This window comes from Candidatus Krumholzibacteriota bacterium, from assembly GCA_034520215.1.
GTDB lineage: Bacteria > Krumholzibacteriota > Krumholzibacteriia > Krumholzibacteriales > WJIX01 > JAGHBT01.
In genome coordinates this window covers 370,985-397,284 of the sequence record JAXHNR010000001.1, presented here as the reverse complement: position 1 = coordinate 397,284, position 26,300 = coordinate 370,985, and the positions used below count along the sequence as shown (strand labels likewise).

At 44.0% G+C, this 26,300-nt stretch carries 20 protein-coding genes; 12 read left to right on the top strand and 8 right to left on the bottom strand.

Annotated elements, in window-relative coordinates; all coding sequences use genetic code 11:
• Nucleotides 1–25 precede the first annotated feature (25 nt).
• Nucleotides 26–307: a hypothetical protein gene (locus tag U5O15_01645; GenBank protein ID MDZ7859369.1), complete on the bottom strand. Its 282-nt coding sequence runs from the start codon at nucleotides 305–307 to the stop codon at nucleotides 26–28.
• Nucleotides 308–456: 149 nt separating this feature from the next.
• Between U5O15_01645 and U5O15_01640 the strand changes: the two genes are divergently transcribed.
• Complete coding sequence (locus U5O15_01640) at nucleotides 457–2,361, top strand: amino acid permease (protein MDZ7859368.1); 1,905 nt, start codon at nucleotides 457–459, stop codon at nucleotides 2,359–2,361.
• A 79-nt stretch (nucleotides 2,362–2,440) separates the two neighbouring features.
• Here U5O15_01640 and U5O15_01635 read toward each other — a convergent pair whose 3' ends face one another.
• Complete coding sequence (locus U5O15_01635) at nucleotides 2,441–3,517, bottom strand: polysaccharide deacetylase family protein (protein ID MDZ7859367.1); 1,077 nt, start codon at nucleotides 3,515–3,517, stop codon at nucleotides 2,441–2,443.
• A 47-nt stretch (nucleotides 3,518–3,564) separates the two neighbouring features.
• The gene (gene folE, locus U5O15_01630; GenBank protein ID MDZ7859366.1) at nucleotides 3,565–4,125 is read right to left on the bottom strand and encodes a GTP cyclohydrolase I FolE; all 561 of its coding nucleotides are present in this window, start codon (nucleotides 4,123–4,125) and stop codon (nucleotides 3,565–3,567) included.
• Between the two features lie 210 nt (nucleotides 4,126–4,335).
• Here folE and U5O15_01625 point away from each other — a divergent pair, with 210 nt between their 5' ends.
• The 6 genes from U5O15_01625 (at nucleotide 4,336) to menA (ending at nucleotide 13,129) form a co-directional block, all read left to right on the top strand.
• Nucleotides 4,336–4,902, top strand: coding sequence for an acetate uptake transporter (locus tag U5O15_01625; protein MDZ7859365.1), 567 nt, complete (start codon nucleotides 4,336–4,338; stop codon nucleotides 4,900–4,902).
• A gap of 137 nt (nucleotides 4,903–5,039) precedes the next feature.
• A complete protein-coding gene (gene glnA, locus U5O15_01620) occupies nucleotides 5,040–6,485 on the top strand; it encodes a type I glutamate--ammonia ligase (GenBank protein MDZ7859364.1) in 1,446 nt (481 codons plus the stop codon).
• Between the two features lie 22 nt (nucleotides 6,486–6,507).
• Nucleotides 6,508–8,433 carry a Glu-tRNA(Gln) amidotransferase subunit GatE gene (gene gatE / locus U5O15_01615; GenBank protein ID MDZ7859363.1) on the top strand — a complete coding sequence of 642 codons (1,926 nt, stop codon included), beginning with the start codon at nucleotides 6,508–6,510 and terminating at the stop codon, nucleotides 8,431–8,433.
• 234 nt (nucleotides 8,434–8,667) lie between these two features.
• On the top strand, nucleotides 8,668–10,005 hold the full coding sequence (gene gatD / locus U5O15_01610; protein ID MDZ7859362.1) for a Glu-tRNA(Gln) amidotransferase subunit GatD: 1,338 nt from the start codon (nucleotides 8,668–8,670) through the stop codon (nucleotides 10,003–10,005).
• A gap of 1,020 nt (nucleotides 10,006–11,025) precedes the next feature.
• On the top strand, nucleotides 11,026–12,012 hold the full coding sequence (locus U5O15_01605) for a threonine/serine dehydratase (GenBank protein ID MDZ7859361.1): 987 nt from the start codon (nucleotides 11,026–11,028) through the stop codon (nucleotides 12,010–12,012).
• A gap of 211 nt (nucleotides 12,013–12,223) precedes the next feature.
• Nucleotides 12,224–13,129, top strand: coding sequence for a 1,4-dihydroxy-2-naphthoate octaprenyltransferase (menA, locus tag U5O15_01600; protein ID MDZ7859360.1), 906 nt, complete (start codon nucleotides 12,224–12,226; stop codon nucleotides 13,127–13,129).
• A 3-nt stretch (nucleotides 13,130–13,132) separates the two neighbouring features.
• On the opposite strand, the gene U5O15_01595 is transcribed toward menA, so the two are convergent.
• Nucleotides 13,133–13,801, bottom strand: a complete 669-nt coding sequence (locus U5O15_01595) for a TIGR00730 family Rossman fold protein (GenBank protein ID MDZ7859359.1) — start codon at nucleotides 13,799–13,801, stop codon at nucleotides 13,133–13,135.
• A gap of 452 nt (nucleotides 13,802–14,253) precedes the next feature.
• Here U5O15_01595 and U5O15_01590 point away from each other — a divergent pair, with 452 nt between their 5' ends.
• Together U5O15_01590 and U5O15_01585 are read left to right on the top strand one after the other, a co-directional pair.
• Complete coding sequence (locus U5O15_01590) at nucleotides 14,254–14,982, top strand: rhomboid family intramembrane serine protease (protein MDZ7859358.1); 729 nt, start codon at nucleotides 14,254–14,256, stop codon at nucleotides 14,980–14,982.
• Between the two features lie 69 nt (nucleotides 14,983–15,051).
• Complete coding sequence (locus U5O15_01585; protein ID MDZ7859357.1) at nucleotides 15,052–16,101, top strand: radical SAM protein; 1,050 nt, start codon at nucleotides 15,052–15,054, stop codon at nucleotides 16,099–16,101.
• Between the two features lie 15 nt (nucleotides 16,102–16,116).
• Here U5O15_01585 and U5O15_01580 read toward each other — a convergent pair whose 3' ends face one another.
• Complete coding sequence (locus tag U5O15_01580) at nucleotides 16,117–16,776, bottom strand: histidine phosphatase family protein (GenBank protein MDZ7859356.1); 660 nt, start codon at nucleotides 16,774–16,776, stop codon at nucleotides 16,117–16,119.
• A 163-nt stretch (nucleotides 16,777–16,939) separates the two neighbouring features.
• On the opposite strand from U5O15_01580, the gene dsbD reads away from it, so the two are divergent.
• Together dsbD and U5O15_01570 are read left to right on the top strand one after the other, a co-directional pair.
• Nucleotides 16,940–18,865 (top strand): protein-disulfide reductase DsbD, encoded by a 1,926-nt coding sequence (dsbD, locus tag U5O15_01575; protein ID MDZ7859355.1) that lies wholly within the window; start codon nucleotides 16,940–16,942, stop codon nucleotides 18,863–18,865.
• Nucleotides 18,862–20,094, top strand: a complete 1,233-nt coding sequence (locus tag U5O15_01570) for a glycosyltransferase (GenBank protein MDZ7859354.1) — start codon at nucleotides 18,862–18,864, stop codon at nucleotides 20,092–20,094. The genes dsbD and U5O15_01570 overlap by 4 nt, the downstream gene beginning before the upstream one ends.
• A 402-nt stretch (nucleotides 20,095–20,496) precedes the next feature.
• Here the strand turns inward: U5O15_01570 and U5O15_01565 are convergent, their stop codons facing one another.
• From U5O15_01565 to U5O15_01555, 3 genes are all read right to left on the bottom strand, one after another.
• Nucleotides 20,497–21,636 carry a sodium ion-translocating decarboxylase subunit beta gene (locus U5O15_01565; protein MDZ7859353.1) on the bottom strand — a complete coding sequence of 380 codons (1,140 nt, stop codon included), beginning with the start codon at nucleotides 21,634–21,636 and terminating at the stop codon, nucleotides 20,497–20,499.
• Nucleotides 21,637–21,704: 68 nt separating this feature from the next.
• Nucleotides 21,705–23,498 (bottom strand): biotin/lipoyl-containing protein, encoded by a 1,794-nt coding sequence (locus tag U5O15_01560; GenBank protein ID MDZ7859352.1) that lies wholly within the window; start codon nucleotides 23,496–23,498, stop codon nucleotides 21,705–21,707.
• A 112-nt stretch (nucleotides 23,499–23,610) separates the two neighbouring features.
• Nucleotides 23,611–23,817 (bottom strand): OadG family protein, encoded by a 207-nt coding sequence (locus tag U5O15_01555; protein MDZ7859351.1) that lies wholly within the window; start codon nucleotides 23,815–23,817, stop codon nucleotides 23,611–23,613.
• Nucleotides 23,818–24,203: 386 nt separating this feature from the next.
• Between U5O15_01555 and U5O15_01550 the strand changes: the two genes are divergently transcribed.
• The gene (locus tag U5O15_01550; GenBank protein ID MDZ7859350.1) at nucleotides 24,204–26,300 is read left to right on the top strand and encodes a M3 family metallopeptidase; all 2,097 of its coding nucleotides are present in this window, start codon (nucleotides 24,204–24,206) and stop codon (nucleotides 26,298–26,300) included.

Sequence of the window (26,300 nt, the reverse complement as noted above, 5' to 3'; positions counted from 1 at the left end):
GAAGAAAGTGGAGTTTCCCCAATTTTTATAACCTATAAGGTAGTCGATGATTTGTAACAGTATGCGGCTGATTGATATTTTCAAAATCGTGGTCGATTTCCCCGGTGAGGAAATCCGGCAGCGCGAGTTTCGGCAATTTTACACCGGAGATATCTGAAAGCGTTCTGTTGATATCGCCGAAGGTCATATTCTCGGAAACGATCATATACTTCTCTCCGATGTTGCCCTCCTTCTCCGGCGCATGGGCAAGCCGATAACTGTCCCGGCACCTGCAGATCGTGCATAGCGATTGGCTCCCTGCGCGCATTCTCCATCATGGCCCGGAGAAAAACTAGATTCTCCACTTTATGGGGCCGAAGATACATTTGCAGTCAGACTTGCTCAGCTTAGTCAATTAACATCTTTGGGACGCAGGCTGGCCGGAACAGCCGAAGCAAGAAATTGTTTCCTCAACTTATGTTTTTATATATACTGCATTATATGAGAATGAAAAAGAAGCTCAACTCCATTGAAGTTTTCGCTATAGCGTCCGGGTCGATGATCAGTTCCGGGCTGTTCGTACTTCCGGCTGTAGCATACGCTGTCGCCGGACCCGGCGTTATTATTTCATATTTTATAGCGGGTTTTCTCGTACTGCCGGCCCTGTTCTCTAAAATGGAGCTCGCCACTGCTATGCCCAAGGCCGGCGGCACATACTTCTTTTCCGAAAGAATCCTCGGCACTCCAGCCGGCGTGATAGACGGAATTGCCAACTGGTTTTCCATCACCCTTAAAAGCGCTTTTGCTCTAATTGGAGTAGGGGTATTTGCTTCTCTTCTTTTGCCCGATATTACCGATATTCAGATAAAGCTTTTCGCCGCTTCCGCCTGCGTTATATTCACCGTGCTTAATTCCCTCAGTCTTAAATCCTCCAGCAAAACACAAGTTGTAATGGTATTATTTCTGCTTATCATATTGACCGGGTTTGTTCTGGTAGGGTATAGGGCTCTGGATTTTAATTCCTACCGGCGGATCACACCTATAAAGTGGGACAAGATACTTCTTGCGGCCGGGATGGTATTTATTTCATACGGAGGGCTGACAAAAATTGCCAATATGGCCGAAGAGGTAAAAAACCCTCACAAAATTCTACCCAAAAGCGCCTTTTTAGCGTTCATTACTGTTCAAACGCTATACCTTCTGGCTATTTTTGTTGTGGTCGGGGTGCTGCCCCATAGCGAACTGTTAGATTCCCGTATGCCGCTGACAGATTCCGCTTTCCACTTTTCGGCCAACCCCCTCGCGGCCAGCATTTTCGTAATCGTTACAGCTATAGCCGCTGTACTGGCTTTTGTAACAACGGCTAACGCGGGTATTATGTCTGCCTCCAGGATACCGCTTTCAATGGCGCGGGATAATCTTTTACCATCTTTTATGGCCAGACTCAGCACAAAGAGAAAAACTCCGGTAATCTCAATTCTTCTGACCTCTGCCTTCATGGTGACCGCCATATTTGTTTTCAACCTCGATAAACTCGCGAAAGTTGCCTCTCTTTTCATGTTGATGCTATTTGTGATGCTCAACACCTCTTTAATAGTCGTAAGGTATTCGAAAATATCCAATTATAAACCAACTTTTAAATCCCCTCTCTTTCCGTTTATTCAGATATTCGGAATTATCTGCTACCTTGTGCTGATTTTCAGCATGGGCGCCTTTACTATATCAGCAGCAGCGGTCTTTATTATTTTAGCTCTCATGTGGTATTTTCTATACGCTCGAGGAAGAGTAAAACGCAAGTCAGCGTTTATTTCCATGGTCGAAAACCTCACCGCCCCGGAACTTATAGATGATGTTAAGGAACTGGAAACTGAACTTCTCGACATTCTAATAGAAAGAAACGAAATCGTCCTGGACCGTTTCGATAAGATTATTCAGAGCGCGGAAATATTAGACCTTAAGGAACCTATGACCAGAGAGGAAGTATTCAGAAAAATATCAGAGGTTGTAGCTCAGCGCTGGGGCCTTAGCCGGGAAGAAGTTGAGAAGAAATTCCAGATCCGTGAAGAAGAGGCATCGACTCTCGTTTATCCGGGCGTAGCAGTCCCGCACGCAATACCCCATGTAATAGTTGAGGGGGAAAAACGTTTTGATATTGTGCTTGTAAGGAACAGCGCGGGGATCAAGTGGAACGATAAAGATGACATAGTTAAAACCGTTTTCGCTCTGGTAGGATCCAAGGATGAAAGAAACTTCCACCTTCGGGCTCTGATGTTCATAGCTCAGATCCTTCAGGACCCCGATTTTTACGAAGAATGGTCAAACGCGAAGAACGAAAAAGAACTTCGTTCTGTTATCCTGCTGACAAAGAGAAAACGCAAGTAAAACCTCTTCCTATCCCCTTCCGGACTGATTTCTAAGATTTTTGCTGAGAGTACTCTTTACCGCTAAGGGACTTCAGAAGCTACTCCTTCTCTGAGCTTTTTTCTGAAGGGATCGTTATCCAGAGATGACTGTACCAGTAATAACGGCTTCCATCCTTGTCAATAGCTGTGATATTATAGCGGCTTCTGCCTTTCGGAAGATAATCTTTTGCCGAAACTTCAATAATATTATTCTCCCTGTCGATCCAGTTAATATCCGCTTTCCCCTGTCCGCTGACGTAACACGCGATAGAGCTGGAAATATAATCCCCCGGCTTTAGCTTCAGTCTCAGCGCGGGCGGCTTGCTGCCTGACTTAATAATGGGGCTCTCGGGCTGTTCCGATATCACCGGCAGCGGGAAACTGCGGATCTTGACTCTAAATGATTTAATTTCAGAATACTTTCCGGAAACGGGGAATCTAGGCAGAGCGGCAAAATCACTCCCCCTCCATACAGCCCCTGAATGCTGCCCGAAAGCTACGAGATCAAGCTCGGTTATAATCTTCTTAAGACGCAGATTATATTCGCCGTACGGATACGCGAAAAAATCAACCTCTTCTTCCAGCATCGACTCTAATCTTTCAATCGAAGAAGTTATATCTTCTCTGACCCTTCTTTCCCAATCTGCCGGTGATTCATCTTTTTTCCTTCGTATCAAATACGCGTGGCTGCTGCTGTGGCTGGCAAAGGTTATTCCTGATCCACTCATTTCACGCATCTGATCCCAGCTCAAATAGGTCTCCAGATTCATATCCACACCTTCAGTAGCTACAAAAACCGTTGCCGGAAATTGGTATTCCAGCAGAAGAGGATAGGCCTTTTCATAAACCGATCTGTAAGCGTCGTCAATCGTTATGGCAACACACATATCCGGAAGACTTTTCCCTTCCCTGAGATTAGAGATAATCTTTGAGAGTGGCCATACGGCGGAATCATTCTTCTTAAGTTCTTCCAGCTGAGCTTTGAACCGTTCGAGAGTAACGCTCGTCTCAGGCGCGAGCCCGCTTCCAAAATTATGGTATTGAAGAATAACGGCGTGATCGGCGGCATGGATAAAGACCGGAGTAAAAATAACAGCCATTATCGCGATAAAATATCTCTTTAAGATTCTGTTCATTTTTTTTCCTTAGTTTAAGGTTATATGCTGTATCAGAAACGCGCGGCTTACCATTTATGATTGCCTCTGCGGCCAATCAGCTCAAGAAATTCCATCCTTGTTTTACTGTCATCCCTGAAAGCTCCGAGCATCGAACTTGTAGTAATAACTGTATCACGCTCCTGAACACCGCGCATTGCCATACATAAGTGCACAGCTTCAATAATCACCGCGACTCCCTGCGGACTGAGATAATGCATCAGCGTCTCTGCTATTCTGTTTGTAAGTCTCTCCTGAATCTGAAGTCTTCGGGAAAAGAACTCAACAACTCTGGGTATTTTTGAAAGCCCGATAATCTTTCCGTCCGGAATGTAGGCGACATGGCACTTTCCGAAGAAGGGAAGCAGATGATGTTCACATAAACTATATAAGCTTATATCTCTCGCGACTATCATCTCATCATATTCTTCCTCAAGAATAAAATTTGACATCACTTCATCGATATTAACCCTGTAACCGCTGGTTAAAAAGTTCAGTGATTCTGCCACGCGCTCTGGCGTTCTTATTAATCCTTCTCTGTTAGGATTTTCACCGATCTTTTTTAATATTTCCCGGATATTCTTTTCCATTATAATCCTCCATGTTCCTAAGGCCGGCAGCTGGAGCATCTACGGCACCTATCATGCGGCAGTTTTCCCAAGTATTGTACAGGAAAATTAAAATATCAAGCTGCCTTTAAAAAAAAATGTATGAAATGTCAGAAAATCCTTGCAACTATTCAGAATATTTAATATCCTGCTGCTTCAAAGTTTAACTTTTTCTTTTTCAAGGAGCGCATTATGGAGAACAAACTGGCAAATCCGGCTCCCCTCGGTCTTATGGCATTCGGAATGACCACAGTTCTGCTCAACATCCACAATGCAGGATGGATTGAGATGAGCGCGGTAATACTTGCCATGGGAATCTTTTACGGCGGCTGCGCGCAGATAATTGCCGGAATCATGGAATTCAAGAAGGGAAATACTTTCGGTGTAACGGCCTTTTCATCTTACGGTTTTTTCTGGCTTACCCTTGTCTTTATAGTCTACTTTAAAGGAAGATTCGGTGTCGGTCCCTGGAGTCCGGCGGCATTTGGATGGTACTTGTTCTTCTGGGGATTGTTTACCGGTGTAATGTGGATAGGGACTTTAAAGATAAACAAAGCCCTTCAGGTTGTATTTCTAACCCTGACTATTCTCTTCTGGATGCTCGCTATCAAAGAATGGTTCGGGCTTACAGGCGCGTGGGCTTTGATTACAGGAATCGAAGGAGTCATCTGCGGTCTATCCGCGATCTACGCGGCTCTTGCTCAAGTCCTTAACGAAGTCTACGGTAAAACCGTGTGGCCAATGGGTGTTGTAGAATAATTATTAACATAGGAACCGTTATGTGCGGCCGGAGGCGAAATACCGCCTCCGGCTTTTTTTCTGCTCGTATTTTTATTGCTTGAAAGGCGGCATTCTATCAAATATATTGAAAGTCCATATAAAAAAGGCTGTATCCTATGAAGCCGAGGCTTCAATCGAATGGAGGTAACGATATCATTTCCGCAATTGATGAAATAAGAAAAACGATTAAGAAAAATGCAATAAAACATATTGACCTTAAATTTACCGATTTTCTCGGCAGGTGGCACCATATAACTGTTCCCGCCTCAAGATGCGGAGAAAGACTCTTTTCGGAAGGTGTCGGATTCGATGGATCAAATTTCCCGGGCCTTAAGACAATTGAGTCGGGAGATCTTTCCCTGCTGCCTGATCCGGAAACAATTTTTATAGATCCCTTCCCTTTGGATCCTACAATTTCATTTATTTGCAGAATAGTCGAACCTGACACAAAAAAGCCGTTTCCGAGAGATCCCCGGCTGATTTCGAGGAAAGCCGAAGAATATCTCGGCACAACAGGTAAAGCCAACCGGTCTGTGTGGGGACCGGAATTCGAGTTTCACATCTTCGATGACATATATGTCGACAATTCAAAAACAAGCTGCGGGTTCGAATTAATACCATCTGAAGGGATGTTCGAAGACAATTTCGGCTTGACCGAATCGGGAGGCTACCACGCCCTTCCCCCCGAAGACCGACTTTCGGATATTCGAGACAGAATAGTCACTCTTCTTGAAGAAAGCGGTATCGACGTCAAATACCACCACCATGAGGTTGGCGGCCACGGGCAGGTAGAAATAGAGATAGAATCAGGTCCTATTACCAGAATGGGCGATGTCTCCATGATGGTAAAGTACTTCTCGAGGATGACGGCAAATGAATTTGGTAAAAAGACTACCTTTATGCCAAAACCTATATTCGCTGAGCCCGGGAACGGAATGCATTTTCATCAGCATCTCTTCAATGACCAAGAAGCCGTTTTTTTCAACAAAGAGGGTTACGCGGGGCTGAGCAAACTGGCACACCAGTATATCGCAGGACTCCTTATTCACGCGCCGGCACTTCTCGCCATAACAAACCCCAGCACAAATTCATTCAAGCGTCTTGTTCCCGGATATGAAGCACCGGTTCACAGTTTCTTTTCTCTTGCTAACAGGTCAGCGGCAATAAGAATCCCGAAATACGCCACAGGCCCGAATCAGAAAAGAATTGAATTCCGCCCGCCGGACGCTACATGCAACATCTATCTATCTATGGCGGCTCAGCTTATGGCCGGAATTGACGGAATCAAGAAAAATCTTGATCCGGAAGAACTCGGATTCGGACCCTTCGACGTAGATGTATTCGAGCTAGAACCCTCAGAAAGAGAGAAGATCAAACCGCTTCCGGCATCTCTCGGGGAAGCTCTGAGCGCTCTCGAGAAAGACCACAATTTTCTGCTGGAAGGAGACGTCTTTACAGAATCTATGATCGAAGACTGGATCCGTATTAAAAACCAGCAGGACATAGAAGAAATAAATAACCGGCCCCATCCGTACGAACATCAGCTCTATTTCGACTGCTAGGATTTTACGAAAAGGAACCGCTTTGACAGAAATAAAAACCCTTGACGAGACTACAGATGAGGATTACAGCAAACTCGGTCTTAAGAGCGGACTCGAAATCCACCAGCAGCTTTCAACCGAAAAAAAACTATTCTGCCGCTGCCCCGTTGTTGATTCCTACACGGATGAATATAACGCTGAAATACTCCGTCACATGAGACCAACACTATCCGAACTTGGAGAATACGACGGTACGGCGCTTATGGAATTCAAGACTAAGAAAGAAATTATCTACCAGATCGACGATAAGACCGTTTGCACATACGAAATGGATGACACCCCCCCCTTTGAACTCAACGAGCAGGCCCTGGATATAGCTCTCGAGATCACAATGCTTCTAAATTGCAAGCTTGTAAGCGAGATACATATAGCCAGAAAACAATACCTCGACGGTTCAATCCCCACCGGTTTTCAGAGAACGACAATTCTCGGCGTGGATGGGTCGATCCCCTATAAAGGCAGAAAGATAGGAATCATCCAATTGGGGCTGGAGGAAGACGCCTGCAGAGAAATAAGCGACAGCGGGCACAAGAGGATTTACAGAGCTGACAGGCTTGGTATTCCTCTCGTTGAAAGCGTGACAATGCCGGATATGAAAACACCCGGGGAAGTGGCTGATATCGCTCAGATTCTAAGATGGCTGGTTCGTTCCACGGGAAAAGTAAGAAGGGGAATCGGCTCTGCCAGACAGGACGTGAATGTTTCAATAAAGGGCGGGAAAAGAGTAGAAATAAAAGGGGTGCCTAAGATACCCGCGATTCCGCTCCTTGTGCACAACGAGGCCTTTCGTCAGCGGTCTCTTCTCGATATCGCAGATGAACTCAAAAGAAGAAATATAACCAGAGAGAGCTTTCGTTCCGAGAACAAAAGGATAACCGACATAGTAAAGAACACGCGATACTACCCCGCTGCCGAATCACTGAGAAAAAACGGTGAAGTACGGGCCGTTCTGCTGAAAGGATACCGGGGGATACTGTCAAGAAAAACACAGCCCGAAACATCCTTTAGCAAAGAGATCTCGGATCGTGTTCGCGTAATAGCATGCCTGGATATACTGCCTAACATTGCTCATTCTGATATGGAAGGCGAAACATTTTCAAGCCTGGAATGGACTAAGACAAAAAAGAAACTCGGGAGCGGGGAAAACGACGCTGTAGTTGTTGTATGGGGAAATAAAACCGACGTCGAGACCGCCGCGGAAGAAATTAAAATACGGGCCATAGAAGCGATAACCGGCGTTCCAAACGAAACAAGACAGGCCCTTCCTGATGGAACAACTGGATTCGAGAGAATCCTGCCCGGGCCTAACAGGATGTATCCTGACACAGATCTTCCCCCGCTAGCTATCACTGAAGAAAGAATCAAAAGGATAAAAAGCACTCTCCCCGTGACTCCCTCCGAACTTCAAGAGAATTATAAAAAGGCCGGGCTGACTTCAGAAACAGCGGAAAGAATGAGTATTTCACCCCGAAAGGATTTATTCAATTCAGCCTTAGGAGAAACATCGTTCGACAATAAAGCGCTCGCTTTCTTTATTCTTGAAAGACTCGGATCCCTTCTTAAAAGTAAAAAGATCCCGAATATAGGCGGGGATATCTTTCTGTCCACACTAAAAAAGATGGAGCAAAATAAAGTTCCTTTTGAATTCCTGACAATACTGCTGGAAAAAACATGCGCCTCAAATCCTGTCTCACCCGATGAAGCTATTCGATCAATTTCATTCCTTGAGGGCAAGAGCACTGAAAGTGAAATCAAGAAATCATTAAAATCTGTTAAAATACCGAATATCGGAAAAGAGAAACTGAGAAATTACCTCATGGGGAAGGTTATGGAGGATTTTAACTGCAGGGTAACTGGGAAAAAAGCTTCTGAAATCGTGGATAACTTTATATCCACTTTAAAAGAATAGCTGAAAGGCAAAACACACATTTTTGCCTTATAACTTCAAAGGCATGACAGCAAACGGTCAAAACTTCATAATATTATGCCTGTTTTCACTTCCACTTCCTCCACTTTTAATTTATATTACCGGTTGGGGGAAAAGGAAATATTTAAACTTTAAAAGACTTTAATACGCGAAGTGAGGTGTTCTGTTCTGAATTCTAATACTTACAAGGGGTACAGAGGAGAAGCCCTGGGATGTTTGAAAGACTACTCAGCCGCGGTCTGGAGTGACGTTGACGTAGAATCATCCAGGGGTGATTTTAGAGGAATAATTCTGCCCCGCTCTGAAACCGCGGACGACAATCATATAGTTCTTAAATTACACAACGGCTACAATGTGGGTCTCAACGTAGAGACAATTACATCGATAAATGTTCTCGGAAAAAAAGAAGCGCACTACAAAATTCCCGAAAAGGAATTTCCCTTCGATCCTGATAAACCTAACGTTAAACTGCTGGGCACCGGGGGAACAATTGCTTCACGCCTTGACTACCGGACTGGAGCAGTTATTCCCGCCTTCTCTCCGGGTGAATTGTACGGGTCTGTGCCTGAGCTTGCCGATATATGCAATCTCCAGACGGAAAAACTCTATGGGGTTTTCAGTGAAAACATGGGTCCCGAGCAATGGATAGGAACAGCAAAAAAAATAGGAGAAGAGATCGAAAAAGGTATCGACGGTATTGTGATCGGCCACGGCACGGATACGATGCACCATACATCAGCCATACTCTCTTTCATGGTCCAGGATTCACCCGTTCCGATAGTGATGGTGGGCTCTCAAAGATCAAGTGACCGGCCCTCGAGCGACGCGGCTATAAATCTGATAAACGCCACAAAAACAGCCGCGAGGAGTGATTTCGCGGAGGTGATGGTCTGTATGTTCGGGCCGACGAGTGATCAGTACGGACTTCTACACAGAGGCACGAGAGTCAGGAAAATGCACTCTTCATACCGTTCGACTTTCAGAACCATAGGAGATATTCCGCTGGCCATGGTAGAAAAAGACCGTTTCGTCCCCCTTCGAAACGACTACAAGAAGAGAAGAAAGGATAATAAGGTAAAGATCATACCCTCTTTCGATGGCAGAGTTTCTATCGTCTATTATTATCCCAACATGAAACCTGATATTATAGAATCATTGATCGATAACGGCTACAAGGGAATTGTAATTGCCGGTACGGGACTCGGGCACGTTAACAAGCCTCTCTATCCCTCTCTTAAAAAGGCGTGCGATATGGGTATACACATATATATGTCCGTACAAACTCTATGGGGATATGTCCAGATGTATGTTTATGATACGGGGCGCGATATCATGGACCTTGGAGTAATACCCGCGGCTAATATGCTGCCTGAAGTGGCATACGTTAAACTCGCCTGGGCCCTGGGCCAATCTAAAGACAGGCAAGAGGTTAAAGATATAATGCTCACTCCGGTCGCTGGCGAGATAACCGAACGGGAACCGCATAACGGGTATCTCATTTACCAGGGCGGAATCCCGGAAGTAGAGGAATTCATCAGTAAATACAGAAAATAATCAAGTTGAATACACCCTTCTTCAGCAGCCGCACCCGGCTGCTCTCTTAATTAATTCATCTATTACGTCCGGCAAACACCGGGCTCTGAATGAATAAACAGCCTTTCAATACAGTTTGTAAAATGTAAACTTTTATTTACAAAACGACACTTTATTATTTACAGTGTATAATATTATTATTCAATAAGTTATGCTACTCTATACTTATTAGTAAATATATGTTTACATTCTACTAATCGGTCGAATCTTTGACTTTGAATAATCAAAGATTATTATTCCTTTAACTTATTTAATAACAAATAGATACAGCATCAAAGGAATTACAGGAAACTATAAGGAAGTTTGGCACAGCTCATGCATTCTAAAGCAACCACAAGAAGTAATAAGGAACTTTGAGGAAGAAAAAGGAGGTCGGAAATGTTTTACTTCACGAATATCGCGCTCATAGCAGCACTTCTCTCAGCCGGAAAAGCAGTCTGGGGAAAAGCAGTCTGGGGTTCCTAAGAAATCTTTTTAAAGTAGTGTAATTCTCCAAAATAGGCGGGAGCGTTAAAATGCTCCCGCTTCTGCTATCTTAAGCTGTTTTTACGCGTCGAAGCTAAAGCTCAGAATCTATTTTTTCAAAAATTAACCGGATGGATTGAGTATTAGTTACAGGGAAACACAACTGGAATAAGTCCATCAACGTTATTTAAGGCGGCTGATTGATTTTTTCAAAACCCTCCGGAGGGCGAGCGGGCAAGGATTTCTGACCCGAAGGGGCAGAAAGAGCGAGCCCGAGGCGCAGAGCGTGCGGTTTACTCGCCGGGGAAATCGACCACGATTTTGAAAATATCAATCAGCCGCATACTGTTACAAATCATCGACTACCTTATAGATTATAAAAATTGGGGAAACTCCAATTATTTTATTGCTTACATTTTTTCTGGATTTATGTTAACAAGAAATATGAGCTGATAGTAAGACCCCTCAGGGGCCGCCCCCAGCTCCAGAGGAATTTACGCGCGGGACGGAAATTCAATGTCAAAACTGAGCATAGACGTAAAGAGAGAAACACTTGAAGCTGAAAACAGGATCAGAAGTCTGATCAGGGAAACTCCTCTTCAACATTCAGCGTATCTGAGCAAAGAGTGCGGCGGCAACGTTTATTTAAAGCTTGAAAATTTCCAGGTTACCGGATCTTTTAAAGCAAGGGGAGCTCTTAATAAAATCCTCTCTCTCGACCGGGAAAGTAAAACAAAAAACTTTGTTACATCCTCAACGGGAAACCACGGCGCGGCTTTCACCTGGGCGTTAAACACGCTCGGCCTTAAAGGAACAGTATATGTTCCCGAGAACATAGCCCCCGCGAAGCTTGAAACACTAAAACTCTATGAAGCGGACATTGAATTTTACGGAAATGACTGCGCGCGGGCGGAGACGTACGCGAGGAAGATATCCGGAGAAAGCGGACGTATTTTCATTTCACCCTACAATGACCCGAAAATTATAGGAGGGCATGGAACATTAGCGCTGGAAATAGAAAAACAGGCCCGGGGAATAAAAATAGATTCTGTTCTGGTTCCAGTCGGCGGAGGAGGGCTTATAAGCGGAATCGCCGGATACCTGAAAGAATCGATGGGGAAAATTGAAATTACGGGATGCCAGCCAGTCCATTCAGCCGTTATGGCGGAATCCATACTCGCGGGGGAAATACTCGAAATAGAATCAAAACCAACCATATCCGACGCTACCGCCGGAGGTATCGAGGAAGGATCAATAACATTTGATTTATGCGCTGAATATGTTGACAATTTTATTCTTGTCTCTGAGAAAGAAATCAAAGAAGCGATAGGTTTAATTCTAAGAAGAGAGTTTATGTTGATTGAAGGAGCTGCCGCCCTGACAGTCGCCTCCTTTCTGAAGGAAATTGAAAAGTATCGCGGGAAAAACACAGTTCTCATAATCAGCGGAGCAAAACTCGGCCTCGACCAATTAAAAGATATATTTTGCCTCGCGAACGAGTAGGATTAACCCGCCGCAGCCCTTTCAGGCTGAGACGCCGCGGACAGACAGATTGTTTATTCTCTAAAAAAGATCCGGGCAGCCTGAGCTAAGTGACACCTTCTGTTTCCTCTAAACCTTTAAGCCCGATTTGCTCTGTACTCCAGGTGTGGTTTTAACTATAGTTTTACAAGAAAATCAAAGAATATTGAATAACTGGCGCGGGAAAACAATCATGTCTTCATTTCAATACTGGCTAAAAGAACTGAGAGCTGAGTTTATAACCGGCAGTGTAACTCCCGTAATTCTCTCAACGGCGCTTGTCAGGTTTGAAACAGGAACTTTTAGCTCCCTGTTGTTTATACTAACACTTCTGGGGGTCATATTCCTTCATCTCGGAGCCAACACGGCAAACGATTACTTTGATCATCTTTCGGGAAATGATATCGTAAACAGGGAATACGTAAGGCCTTTTACGGGTGGAAGCCGCCTTATCCAAAACAAGCTCATCTCACCAAAAGCGGTACTTGTGACATCTCTTTCATTTATGGCGGCGGCGGTAACAGTCGGTATATTTCTTATCGCCATGACTGGAACAGCAATAATTATATTTGGTATTGCGGGAATTATTAGCGGCTATTTCTACACGGCTCCACCTTTTAAATTTTCCCACAGAGGTTTTGGAGAATTCGTCATAGGGTTTGCCTTCGGAATCATAGGGATAGGGACTTACTATGTACAGACAGGCACAGTAACAACTCATTGTATTCTTCTGTCTCTTCCCCTGGCTTTCCTTATAACATCAATAATTGTCATTAATGAATTCCAGGACTCGAGGGCGGACTTAAGAGCAGGTAAAAAAACTATAGTTGTCAGAATGGGTAAAAAGAGAGCCGTCTACCTTTTCTCCGCTCTCACGATAGGTTCATACCTTCCTTTAATTATCGGAACAACCTTGGGAATTATGCCTCCACTGACACTTATCTCTTTGTTAACTCTGCCGATTGGTTTAAAAGCGATCCGGACAGCCGCGAAGCACTATAACAGGTCCGAGGATCTTTCGCCGGCCAACAGATCAGCTATAATCAACCACATTCTTACGGGAATAATACTGGCTATCGTTTACTTTTCATCTTCATAAAGACTACGCAAGCCCGAGATCTTTGCGAGTCTCTAATACCCTCTCCACTATCTCTTCCTTCGATTCAGCGATATGAAGAAGCTCTAAGTCTTCAGGTGAAATTCTGTTTTGGGCCAACATTGTGGTTTTTACCCAATCGATCAAACCTTCCCAATATTCCCTTCCGAGCATAAAGACCGGGAATGGCTCGATCTTATGAGTTTGAATCAGCGTTAGCGCCTCGAACAACTCATCCATAGTGCCGAACCCTCCAGGGAGTATCACAAAAGCCATTGAATATTTAATGAAGACGACCTTGCGGACGAAAAAGTATCTGAAGGAAATCAGCCTGTCAATATAAGGGTTCGGTTCCTGCTCAAACGGGAGTTCAATATTAAGCCCGATAGAAAGACCTCCGCCTTCATGAGCTCCGCGGTTCGCGGCTTCCATAACACCAGGCCCCCCGCCTGTAATTATCGGGCAATCGTGAGAGGAAAGCTCCCTGGCTATATCCCTGGCATCGATGTAAACGGGATCTTTTTCATCAACTCTCGCTGAACCAAAAAATGTAACGCCGGGTTTTACATCCATCATAGACTCAAAGCCGTCAACAAATTCAGCCAGTATTCTGAAAAGCCGCCAGGATTCGCGTATATCAATTTTGTCTATAAGATACCTTTTTTCAACGTTCAATTAGACCCTCCATCCATTCCGATTTTACATACAGGTAAATTACTTTTTCTGACAATTCAAATCTGCTTAATCCACATTGGAATTTAAGCTAATATTCCGCAATACATCAAGAGTTATTAATAAGTGGGGTTTTTTAAATTTTTATTACCTATAAGGTAGTCGATGATTTGTAACAGTATGCGGCTGATTGATATTTTCAAAATCGTGGTCAATTCCCCCGGCGAGGGAATTGTACGCTCTGCACCTCGGGCTCGCTCTTTCTGCCCCTTCGGGCCAGAAATCCTTGCCCGCTCGCCCTCCGAAGGGTTTTGAAAATATCAATCAGCCGCACTCATCAGCGGGGAAAACCACCGGAATTTATAAAGAGAGAGTCGGGAAAAAACAGACTAACTGTTTCACAGAGACAAAAAATCATATATATTAAAATTCAACACATAACTGAAGGGTAATATATGTTCCTGCCGCTCAAAGATGACAATCCCACAGAGAAAAAACCTCTGATCACCATATCTTTGATTCTAATTAATGTCCTGGTCTATTTATACCAGATGTCGCTGGGACTTGACAATGCCTCCCTCATAGCGGCTCTCGGCGCTACTCCGGCTGAAATTTCGAATATGAAAGATATTGTTGGCCCCGTAGGTTATAACATAAGGCATTACCCCGGCCCCAACCCGATTTTTCTTACACTATTCACCTCGATGTTCATGCACGGCAGCCTGATTCATGTCGGTTCAAACATGCTCTACCTGTGGATTTTCGGAAATAATGTTGAGGATATCCTGGGCCCCTTAAAATTCCTGCTGTTTTATTTTATTTCCGGTCTCTGCGCTCACGCCCTGCACATTGCTTCAGACCCATCTTCAGTTATACCAACCGTGGGAGCCAGCGGGGCTATCGCCGGGATAATGGCGGCATATCTAATTCTATTTCCAAGAGCTAGAATAATAACACTTATGTTTCTCTTTATATTTATAAGACTAACCGTAATACCGGCCTATGTTATTATCGGATTCTGGTTTGTGATTCAACTCTTCAGCGGTATAGGTTCACTCGGCGGGGCTCAAACAGGCGGTGTTGCCTGGTTTGCTCATATAGGAGGTTTTCTTGCCGGTGCTGGGCTTATCTTTGCCATGGCCGGCGACAAAATATACTGGGTTAAAAGAAACAGGTACTTCTAAAAAAACTTACCTTCTGTTTTTATCCGTTTCAAAGCGGAAAAACAGCGTCTTTAACATTAATAACAAGTTATGAAGATTGAATTCAACAAACTGATAATTGATAAAGCGGCGGATAACGACCCCCTTACACACAAACTAAGGAAGAAGCTTCCTGAGGCTGATGTTGAGGTTGTCTCTGATATTAAACCATTTGTCGGCAAAAAGAGGTCACGGGCCGGGTTACTCGTGATTACCCGCCATAAGGGTAAATTTATAAAGGATTTTCCCGAAGCTTCAGGCACTCCTCCCTGCGGCGAAAAATACATAACCACTTTGCTGAATTGCCCCTTTTCATGTTCCTATTGCTACCTTCAATCCTATTTGGAACATAGTCAAATTGTTGTTTTTTCCAACACGGAAGATATGAAAGAGGAATTAAAATCTGTGCTGGCCGCTGACCCTCCACCCAGAATAACCACGGGCGAGATGGGAGACAGCCTCGCGATCGATCATCTTACAGAAACTACGGCGGATCTTCTGCCCCTCTTTAAGGAAAGCCGGACTCTGCTCGAGGTAAGAACAAAGAGCGCTAATATAGATCACCTGTTCTGCGCCTCTGAAGGGAATTTGCCGGTTGCCTCAGCAGCCAAAGGAGCGGACAGACTCTTAGTCACATGGACACTCACGCCGCCGGAGGCGATAAGAAAAGAAGAGAAAGGCGCCGAAACCCTTGAAAAAAGATTGGATGCAATTAACAGAATTTCCAGGGCTGGAGTCAAAGTAGCCGTAAGGTTTGATCCGCTTATTCCATCCTACTTTACTTTCGGCAGATATGAAAAAATAGCTGAAAAACTAAAGGAGGCCGCGGAAAACGGTATACACCGTTTTGAAATAGGCGTTTTGAGGTTCCCGCCCGGACTCTGGAAAAATGTAAGATTAAAATATCCTGAAAGCGCTATTATGCGTGGTGAATATCATAGGGATATTGAGGGAAAGATGAGATTATACCGGCCTGAACGCGTAAAAATCTACAGAAAGCTACACCTTATATTATCAGATTACTTCCCCGATGTTCCCGTTGAACTAAGCATGGAACACGAAAGTGTATGGAAAGACGCCGGCATCGAACTTCCCGCTTAAAAAGAGCGCCCCTTTTCATGTATCATAAGCTGTCGGCATCCCGTCAAAACCAAGAGCATCAGAGTCAAGATATGACGTATCTCCAAAAAGTCTTAATCTAGGCCTGAAATCAAGCACTATGGAAGTTATCGAAGCGTTGGGAAGGGAAAAAGACCACATGTTATTCAAATCCATTCCCAGAAGGTAGGTTAAGTAAACACAAATAACACCGCCGTGTGATATTACAAGAATATCCTTCCCGTCATCATCTTTGATTATTTTATCGAATATTCCGACAACTCTTTCCCTGAAGGAGTATAGATCTTCCGCTCCTTCAATTGAGACAGATGCCGGTTTGTAAAACCATTCTTCAACTCTCCCCGGTTCACTTTCCTTTATCTCACTTATAAGTCTTCCCTCCCAACTGCCGAAAGAAACCTCACGGAGTTCATCAAGGTAAATCAAATCTGCCTTCCCGCCGAGAGCAATTCTTGCAGTGTCGATTGCCCGTTCAACATTACTGCAATAAACTCTTCCGAATTCGAAGGATGCCAGCCTTTTCCCTAGCAACTCAGACTGTCTTTTTCCCCTTTCGCTGAGAGAGTTTCGCATGGAATTGCCCTGAACCCGTCTCTCCACATTGCATACAGATTCTCCGTGTCTTACAAGATACAACTTTCTGATATCTTTATTCATTTAATCCTCCCGTAACTATCACGCAATATACACAATAACAATCAAGATACCTTGTATTAATTGGAACTTTCCATTAATATATGCTTTAAAATATTATATAAATTTTATCACTTCATAAAAATACATTAATAATAATTATAACCATATCAATCAAGGAAACGTAATGAGCAATAGCTTGAAAAGAAATATCCTGGCATCAATAATCATTCTTCTAATTCTCACCTCTGTCAGCGCGGCAGCGCAGGGTCTCTTCACGACTCCCAAATCTCTTGTCAAAGCGGAGGGATACCTTTCCCGGAACGCTTTTCATCCCGGATCAACCGGCTATCTGGCGATAAAAGCGACAATAAAGGACGGCTGGCACATAAACTCCTATTCCCCTCCTGACAAATACCTTATCCCGACGGCAGTTAAAGTTGAATTGCCCGGCGGAATAACGGCAGTCAAAACTCTCTATCCGGAAGCGGAGAAAAAGTCTCTTGAAATAAGCGATACTCCTCTCCCTCTTTACGAGGGAGAAGTAACATTCGGAATTATATTTAAAATTGACAAAGATATCAAACCGGATGAATACAAAGCTTTGGCCACAATTGAATACCAGGGATGCAACAATATGACATGTATCCAGCCGGCCGAATCAAGAGTGGAAATAAAATTGAATGTGTCGCCCCGTGGCGAACAAACTGAGGAAATAAACAAGGCCATATTCAAAGCTCCGCTCTTTGCCGGAAGAGATATCGGGCAAAAAAATATAACCACAGACTATAATTCTGACCATGGCGGCAGCGGCAGAAACCAGGAAGGGAAAGACGAAACTGCCTATAGGGGTGAGGTAAACAAAGAGTCCTTCGGAAAAATAATAGAATCCCGCGGAATCCTGCTCACACTTCTGATTATTTTCCTCGGCGGCCTCGCTCTTAATCTCACTCCCTGTATATATCCGCTTATCCCCATAACTATCAGTTTCTTCGGAGGCCAGGCCGAAGGAAAAGTATCTAAAAAACTGGGGTTATCCCTCCTGTATGTATTGGGCATATCCATTACATACAGTATCCTCGGAATGCTCGCGGCAACTACGGGAAGTTTACTCGGATCCGCTCTGCAAAACCCCTGGGTTATATCTTTTATATCTCTTGTTCTCGTGAGTCTCGCTTTATCTATGTTCGGCCTCTGGGAAATCAGATTGCCGATGTTTCTGATGAAAAGAACCGGCGAAGCAAAGAAGGGAAGCTTAGGCGCTCTCCTTATGGGTCTGACAGTCGGAATTGTAGCCGCCCCGTGTATCGGCCCGTTTGTGCTGGGTCTTTTGACATATGTTGGTAAAATCGGAAATCCGTTTCTCGGATTTATTATGTTTTTCACTCTTGCCTGGGGGATGGGCGTTCCATTTATAATCCTGGGAACCGCCTCGGGAAGTATCTCCCGCCTGCCCCGCTCCGGCGAATGGCTCGACTGGGTAAAACAGATTTTCGGTTTTATACTCATTATGATGGCATTTTATTTCGCGAGGCATATTCTCGGTAGAACGGTCACATACACCGGGTACTCTCTAACGGCGCTCTCGGCAGGTATATTTCTGGGCTGGATAATAAAAACTGAGGGCGGCGGGAAAGCTTTCAATATCATAAAGAAAACTGTGGCTCTGGTCTGGTTGGTCCTCGCCGTTTTTATGATAATAAAGCCCGGGGGGGTAATATTCAAAGCTGATCAAGACTCAAAGATAAAATGGATCGAATATACAAGTGCCGAGTTTGAGAAAGCAAAGCGGAGCGGGAATCCCGTTATGTTGGATTTCTCGGCTGACTGGTGTATTCCCTGTCATGAACTTGACGATAAAACCTTCTCAGATCCTTTAGTTTCGAATCTATCTAAAAACATGGTTACTATAAAGGTGGACCTTACTAAATCTGATTCCCGTTCCGAGAAAATAAAAAAAGAGTTTAATATCAAGGGGGTTCCGACTATCGTCTTTTTCAACAGTAAGGGAGAGCAAATCAACAAACTGAGAGTAACTGGTTTTATCGAACCTGAAGAACTTGCCGAAAGATTACGGCTGCTCAGCCGGAAAACACCACGGATACAAGAATGAATAACAAAGCGCTGAAAAAGATTTTAATTTTGTCCGTTTGGGAAAATCTCTGGTCACTCGGCAAGGGTTGCGGTGTCCCCGATGAATTACATTTCAACAGCGGGCTCTCCTCGGATGCAATAGAAACATTCCTTTTAAAACCCAAGCCCCCCCGGCAAACTGATGACCACGACAAGATAGATATTACTAAATACTATTATTCCAATATTATAAGTCCACTCGAAAAACTTCCGGGCCCAATAGGAAGATTTATCATCTCTTTCTATTTCCCCTATAAAGTTACCTGCAGACTCAAATCCCTGGCCGCTATGATAAAACCCGATCTTATTCTGGGCCTTTCTCACCATTCAATCAAACCGGTCAGTGAGGTTGGAAGAGAACTGGGCATACCCGCTGTCGTCAAGCTCTTTGGCGTAATGTGGCTGGGAAGAGGTGAATTTTCCCCGTTAAAACATTTTTATTCCAATTTCGATCAAATTTATTCACTCCGACATCCCGTTGATCATTACATCGTATTAAACGACGGAACGCTGGGAAAGAACGCTCTCATTGACAGGGGGATACCCGAAGATAAAATATCATTTTTCCAGAACGGCATGAATATGAATTGGCCGGAGATTAAAATTGACAGAAAAGAGACTCGTAGATCGATGGGTTTGCCCGAAAATGATATATTGGTTGTAACTCTTTCAAGATTCATAAAACTGAAAAGAACCGACCACATTCTCAAAGCAGCCGCGAGACTAAGCGGGGAAACCTTAAAAAATGTCTCCTTTGTGTTAGCTGGAGACGGCTCAAGAATGAAACATCTTGCCCGCGTGACAAAGTCGCTCGGTCTCGAGCAAAAGGTTCATTTTACCGGCTCAATATCATACAACAGAGTGCCGGAGTTACTAAAGGCCTGTGATATATTCATCGGAACGAGCAAACTGACAAATATGGCTATGCCTACGTGTGAGGCGATGCTCTGCGGGCTACCCGTTATAGCTTACGATACCGCGGGCACATCCGAAGTAGTACGTGACGGTGAAACCGGCCTTCTGGTTGAGAATTCAAATATCGACGCTCTTACCCGTAAACTGTCTCTTCTCATAAATGATAATCTCCTCAGAAAACGTATCGCTGAAGGCGCCGCCGCTTTTGCTAAAAAATATTTCGTTGACTGGAACCGGAGAGTCAAAGATGAAATAGCCGCTCTTAAAGAAGTTGTGGTTGATTACAGAAGTTAACCTTGCAAGAAAATCCCCGTATTTTAACTAACCCTATAAATTGATAGAGTCTATGGCCGGGGCCCCATTTCGTTTATTTATACTTCAGACCTTATGAAACCAGCCGCCAGGCTGCCATATAAAGAACGCCACGGGTTTCCAAACAATTGAAAATCCGTGGCGCTGCCACTAAAGGATTCAGGTCAGGTTATCGGGACTATGCTTTGTCTTCAAATTTTTAGACTCTCTTTTTCATTCTCTCCCGTGAACCCGCCTAACCTTTCTATACTAATTTTATCCTGATAATATCAATTGTCAACCCGGGGGCGTAAAAAATATCAATAATCAAAAGATTGATATTTTTTTGGTATCCACTTTAAGAAAAATAATTCTAAGGAAAAGCCGGAATAAAATTATATTTATCTACGCGAAATAAGCCAATAAAACCCCAGCGGCAACGGCTGAACCAATCACGCCGGAAACATTGGGACCCATAGCGTGCATCATCAAGAAATTATGGGGATCTTCTTCCAACCCGACCTTGCCCGCCACCCGGGCCGCCATTGGAACAGCCGATACACCCGCGGCGCCAATGAGAGGATTTATCTTTCTGCTGGAAAACCTGTTCATCAGCTTGGCCATAAAAAGCCCCGCGACAGTACCTATGGTAAAAGCGACAAGCCCTAAAATCAGAATGCCGATAGTCTGGAAACTTAGGAATTGTGACGCCTGCAGCTTTGAACCAACGGCAAGCCCCAAGCAGATCGTTACAATATTTATCATACTATTCTTTGCTGTATCTGCCAGCCTTGCCGTCCTCCCGCACTCGTTTATCAGATTTCCAAACATCAAAGCGCCAATAAGAGGAGTAGCAGCAGGCAAAAGAATCGCGCAGATTATTAACACAACCAGCGAGAAAAGGATCTTTTCAGTCTTTGTAACATGACGAAGCTGGGTCATCTTAATTCTGCGTTCTCTCCGTGTTGTAAGAAGTTTCATAATAGGCGGCTGAATAATCGGCACTATCGCCATATATGAATAAGCGGCCACGGCAATAGCCCCCATAAGTTCCGGAGCTAATTTCGATGTGATAAAGATAGCTGTGGGACCGTCTGCACCGCCGATTATACCTATTGCCGCGGCTTGCTTAAGTGAAAAATCCATTCCGGGAAGCGTAATAGCGCCAATAAGGGTCGTAAAAATACCAAACTGAGCGGCCGCTCCGAGAAAGGCAAGCTGAGGATTCGCGATCAAGGGGCCAAAATCGGTCATCGCCCCAATTCCCATGAATATCAGAAGCGGAAAAACCCCGGTTCTTATGCCAACCTCATAAATATACCACAAAAAGCCGCCCGGCTGGGCAATTCCCGCTACGGGGATATTCGCCAGAATTCCGCCAAAACCTATAGGAATCAGCAGAAGCGGCTCAAACCCTTTGACAATGCCGAGGAAAATCAGAAAAGAGCAAACAACGATCATTATAATGTTAGGAAAAGTAAAATTAGCCAGACCGGTACTCTGAATTACATTTGAAAATACTTTACCAAGTTCCAGTGCTTCCATCTATATCTCCTGATTTGATTTTTCTCTGAGACGGTCACGCTGCCAGAACATTTTTTACTATGTTTAATTTATCCTAACCTCGCTACCACCTGATTAGCGCTTACAGAATCTCCGGCTTTTACATCCATTGAAACCACAACGCCGTTTCTCGGAGCCTTTATCTCCGTTTCCATTTTCATCGCCTCAATAATCATAATAACTTCATTTTTTACAACACGCTTATTCGCTTCACGTAAAACCCTGATAACTGTTCCGGGAAAGGGTGTTTTTATCTCAAGTGTATCTTCGCTGGGTCCCGGAAGAGGTCTTGTAATATCCGGAATACCCTCTTCAACCTTTATTTTATACTTCCGTCCTTCGACGGTTACAACATCGTCTTTTAAAATCACGGGGTACTTTGTTCCATCAACAGTTACCATAAAAGTATCACTTATTTTCTTTGCTCCTTCTTTGCTCCTTACAACTTTACGCACACGAACCTTGCCCTCTCCTTTCAGGAAAGTTATACCTTTTTCCTTACACGCGGCGGAAATAAATATGTTTTCATCATTCTCTTCAAGAGCATTTTCTCTTAATAATTTTCTGGCTGATTCTATCCCTTTTTCAGGATCGGCGTCATTGATCTCCAACACCTTCTTATCTGTCGGCATTAGATCGAGCTTTTCCGAAGCAATCTTAACCAGCTCGGGGTCCGGTTCAACGGGAGTCCTGCCAAAATAGCCCAGAATCATCTTACCGTAACCCTCCGCGAATTTCTCCCAGGGACCAAATATTACATTATTAAAGGACTGCTGAAAATAAAACTGCGACACGGGGGTAACAGATGTGCCATACCCCCCGCGGCATACAACTTCACCCATCGCGGTTATTATTTCAGTATATTTATCGAGCATGTCGTTATCACGAAGCATTTGAGTATTCGCGGTCAAAGCGCCTCCCGGCATAGGCGAGAAAGGAATTTCCGGCGAAACTGATCTGGCTTCAGGCGGTACAAAATAGTCTTTCATACAATCCTTGAATATCGTCTCAACCTCCCGGATCTTATTAATATCCAAACCAAGGTCGTACTGTGAACCCTTCAGCGCGTGCATCATAGTCAGTATATCAGGCTGGGCTGTGCCTCCGGAAACAGGAGACATCGAAAGGCTAATACCATCCACGCCGGCTTCAATTGCCGCCATATAGCAATGTACTGATATCCCGGCTGTTTCATGTGTGTGAAATCTTACCGGGATATCGGCGGGTAATATCTTCTTTGCCATTTTAATAGTTTCGTAAACCTTTTTCGGTATTGCCGTCCCTGATGCATCATTGAAACATACCGAGCTATAAGGCAAATCCGAATCTATGATATTTTTCAAAGTCTTTTCATAAAAAGCCACATCGTGGGCGCCGGTGCACCCGGGGGGCAACTCCATCATCGTCACGGCAACTTCATGCTTTAGTCCATTTTCAACAATACACTTGCCGCTGTATTCAAGGTTGTTTACGTCATTTAGAGCGTCAAAATTCCTTATTGTGGTTACTCCATGTTTTTTAAACAGCTTCGCGTGCAGCTCGATGATATCACTGCTTTGAGAATCCAGGCCCACGACATTGACGCCGCGAGCCAGTGTCTGAAGATTCGCGTCGGGTCCCGCAATCTCCCTGAATCTGTCCATATTTTCAAATGAATTTTCATTGACATAAAAAAAAGGGCTTTGAAACATCGCCCCGCCGCCTGATTCAAAGTGAGTTATCCCCGCGTTCACGGCGGCTTCCAACGCCGGCACAAAATCTTCCATATGAACCCGCGCGCCAAAGACCGACTGAAATCCGTCCCTGAATGCCGTACACATTACATTTATTTTTTTCATCGCCATAATCATTCTCCTAACCGCTACGCGATCACTCTATATATTTTCCGCGAAAACGAAAAACAGAAACGAATAGCTAAAGGGTCGGCGAAAGTCATCACGCTACAGTGGTTTTACTTTATCTTCTACTCTTGACCGCCGCCGCAATCGCCGCGATCAATGCATTATCCTCAACGGCTAATCCTTGTTCAGTTTCCTCGCTCTTTTCCGGAAAATACTTATAAGCTATATAACTCATTAGCTGGATAGCAGTTACCATAATAATCAAAAAAATAAATACTACTGTCATTCCAGCTAAAGTCAGCTCTAAACCTCTAAGAAACATGCTGTTTTCTCCCGATTGGTTTAGCTCGCGCCGCTCGATGTCAACAAAACAGAATTGCTATCGGCGATGCTTAAACAGAACCAAAAACACTTTAATAGATATGCTTTAATCATCATACAATCAACAGCTTTTTTAAAATAGTTAGAGGAAGTTTAAAACTGTCTTATTAATCATATTTTTATCCATTTGTAAACCCCGTCAAAATCCTATCCTCCGCTTCTAAGCATTGCCTTTTACGCAATGTTTATCAGCAACCATGAAAACTGCTGCCGATATTACTTGATAATGTTAAAACAAATGAGTAGAATATTAGAACTTGAATCGGTTTCTTAGCTTACTCAAGGAAGAAAGAGTAAGAGCCATAACAGACAAAAGGAGTGCGCAAAATGAAAAAACGAGCGCTTTTGCTTTTTATTATTGCGATTGTTGTCTTTTCCTGTTCTCTGGGAACACAAAATCCGTTCTTTTCAGAATTTGAAACACCTTTTGGTGTACCGCCATTTGACAAAATACAGGAAAAACACTACATGCCCGCCTTTAAAAAGGGAATAGAACAACATGAAGACGAGATAGAGACAATAGCTGAAAACAGCGAAAACGCGACATTCAATAACACTCTCGAGGAAATGGAAAACAGCGGAATATTGCTCGGTAAGGTCAGCAATGTGTTCTTCGGCCTGAATTCATCGAACACAAACGAGGAAATGCAGGAGATAGCAAAAGAAGTGACACCGATGCTATCAGAGCATAGAGATAATATTATTATGAACGGGAAACTGTTCAAGAGAATAAAAAGCGTTTACGAACAGAGAGAAAAGCTCGACCTGACAGATGAACAACATATGCTTCTTAAAAAGTATTATAAAGAGTTTGTTCGCGGAGGTGCGGACTTACCCGAGGAGAAAAAACAAAAGCTTCGTAAAATCAATAAGGAAATATCCATTCAATCCCTCCGTTTCGGGGAAAATCTATTAAAGGAAGTCAACAAATTCGAGCTTTTAATCGAAGAAAAGGACGATCTTGAGGGTCTTCCCGAAGGAGTCATAAGTACAGCCTCCGAAGATGCCTCCGAAAAGGGATATGAAGGGAAATGGTTATTTACTCTTAATAAACCAAGTATGCTTCCCTTCTTGAAACACTCTAAAAAGAGAGAGCTTAGAGAAAAAATATACAAGGCGTATTTAAATAAAGGAAACCACGGCGGTAAACTCGACAACAAGAATATTGTGAACAAATTGTGTAATCTCCGGCTTCAAAAGGCCAATCTGCTCGGTTACGAAACTCACGCGGACTTAGTGCTCGAAAAAAACATGGCTGAAGCACCGGGCGCGGTCTACAGACTCCTCGATCAACTGTGGAGACCTTCCCTGGATTTAGCTAAAGAGGAAGCTGCCGCTATGCAGAAGATGATCGATGATGAAGGCGAGGATTTCAAACTGAAAAGCTGGGACTGGTGGTACTACGCTGAAAAAATCAGAAAACAAAGGTACGATCTGGATGAAGAGATGCTTAAACCCTATTTCAAACTGGAAAATGTCCGGGACGGGGCTTTCGAAGTAGCCGGCAGACTCTACGGGATAACTTTCGAAGAAAGATACGATATTCCGAAATATCACAAAGATGTCAAGGTTTTTGAAGTTAAGGAACAAGACGGTTCCCATATAGGCATATTGTACGTCGACTACTTCCCCAGAGAAAGCAAAAGGGGCGGCGCCTGGATGGGCGCCTACAGATCACAATCTTACAGAAACGGTGAGAAGGTAACCCCGGTTATTGTAAATGTAGGCAATTTCTCAAAACCGACAGCGGGTAAGCCCTCGCTTCTAAGCTGGGATAACGTTCTAACACTTTTCCACGAATTCGGACACGGACTTCACGGGCTTCTCGCAGACTGTCACTACGAAAAGCTTTCAGGCACTTCCGTGGCCAGAGACTTCGTAGAGCTGCCGTCACAGATTATGGAGAACTGGGCGAAAGAACCGGAAGTACTCAAAATGTACGCCAGGCACTATAAGACCGGCGAGGCGATACCAGATGAGCTGATTGCCAAAATCCAGAAAACCAGTAAATTCAACCAGGGATTCGCGCTTACAGAATATCTCGCGGCGTCTCTGCTGGATATGGACTGGCACACAGTTACAAAGGAAAAGGATTTCGACGTATTGGAATTTGAAAAAAAATCACTCGATAGAATAAACCTGATTCCTCAGATTGCTCCCAGGTACAGAAGCACTTATTTCAGGCATATATTTTCAGGCGGATACTCATCCGGGTATTACAGCTACATTTGGGCTGAAGTACTCGATGCCGACGGCTTCCAGGCCTTTAAAGAGAAAGGTCTCTTCGATCAGGAAACTGCCGGAGCATTCAGGAAGAACGTTCTAGCCAAAGGGGGTTCAGTAAAACCTATGACCCTCTATAAACGCTTCAGAGGGAAAGAACCCAGTATAGAACCTCTGCTGAAGAAACGGGGTCTGGAATAA